General features: G+C 46.0%; 1 protein-coding gene. It reads left to right on the forward strand.

What is annotated here, in order from left to right:
* Positions 1-1,516 (forward strand): type IV secretion system protein (locus GPK60_RS08225; protein WP_215659273.1); only part of this gene is annotated, 1,516 nt, incomplete at both ends.

The raw sequence follows: 1,516 nt of genomic DNA on the forward strand, positions 1-1,516 counted from the left end.
TCAGCCTGTATCTTAGCAATGCCACAGGATATGTGGTGCAACAGGCGTATAAGCTGGACTTCATCAATGACATGGCAGACGGTATCGGGAAAAGTATCCAGACACTTGCCGGAGTGACCGAACATGGATTTTCCAGCAGTGGATTCTATGTGGGATTCCTGCTCATTATCATTCTGATTGTAGGTGTTTACACCGCCTATACAGGGCTTCTCAAACGGGAAACAAGCAAAGCACTTCACGCTGTTATCAACTTTGTGGTGGTGTTCATTGTGTCTGCGTCCTTTATTGCTTATGCTCCCAATTATATCCAGAAAATCAATGATTTCAGTTCGGACATCAGCACCGCTTCTCTGGACTTGGGGACAAAAATCATGCTCCCCGATTCACAAAGCAAAGGGAAAGACAGCGTAGACCTTATCCGTGACAGCCTGTTTGCGATACAGGTAGAAAAACCGTGGCTGTTATTGCAGTTCGGGAACAGTGATACCGAAGAAATCGGGACTGACCGTGTAGAAGCTCTGGTATCTGCCAGCCCGTCCGATGAAGATGGGGAAACAAGGGAAAATATTGTGAAAACAGAGATTGAGGATAACGACAATGACAACCTTACCATTCCACAGGTCGTCAACCGTCTTGGCATGGTGTTCTTCCTGCTCATTTTCAATCTCGGTATCACAATCTTTATCTTCCTGCTTACCGGCATGATGTTATTTTCCCAGATACTTTTTATCATATATGCCATGTTTTTACCTGTCAGCTTTTTGCTGTCCATGATACCAACCTATGAGAACATGGCGAAACAGGCAGTTGTCCGTGTGTTCAACGCCATTATGACAAGAGCCGGAATCACACTGATTGTGACCGTGGCATTTTCGATTTCCAGTATGTTCTACAACATTTCCACGGACTACCCGTTCTTCATGGTGGCATTTTTGCAGATAATCTGTTTTGCCGGAATCTACATGAAGCTCGGAGAGCTAATGAGTATGTTCAGCCTGAATGCCAATGACAGCCAGCAGATAGGTCGCCGGATATTCCGTAGACCGATGGTGTTCATGCGACACAGGGCAAGACGTATGGAACGCCGACTTGCAAGGGCTGTGGGTACAGGAAGTATGGTCGGAGCTGGTGCAGTCGCTGGTTCTGCTTATAATCACTCTCGTTCTACACATAAAAATACGCCAGCCAGACCACAAAGGAATAATGAGGTTTCCATGGGAAGCCGTGTTGGTTCTGCGGTAGGTGCTGTAATGGATACGAAAAATAAAGTCCGTGACAGTGCTTCTTCTCTGAAAGAAAATGTGAAAGACCTGCCGACACAGGCTGGTTATGCTGTTCACTCTGCCAAACAGAAAGCAAAGGATAATGTATCAGACTTTAAGCGTGGCGTTGTGGAAGAACGGGAAAACCGACAGGAACAGCGTACACTGAAACGTAACCTGCACAGGGAAAATATCTCACAGAAAAAGCAGGAATTACAGAAAGCACAGGAAGCAAGGCAGACAGTTCATGCGAA

Origin of the sequence: Ruminococcus sp. MCC718, assembly GCF_018783905.1 — a bacterium.
Classification (GTDB): Bacteria; Bacillota; Clostridia; order Lachnospirales; family Lachnospiraceae; genus Hominisplanchenecus; species Hominisplanchenecus faecis.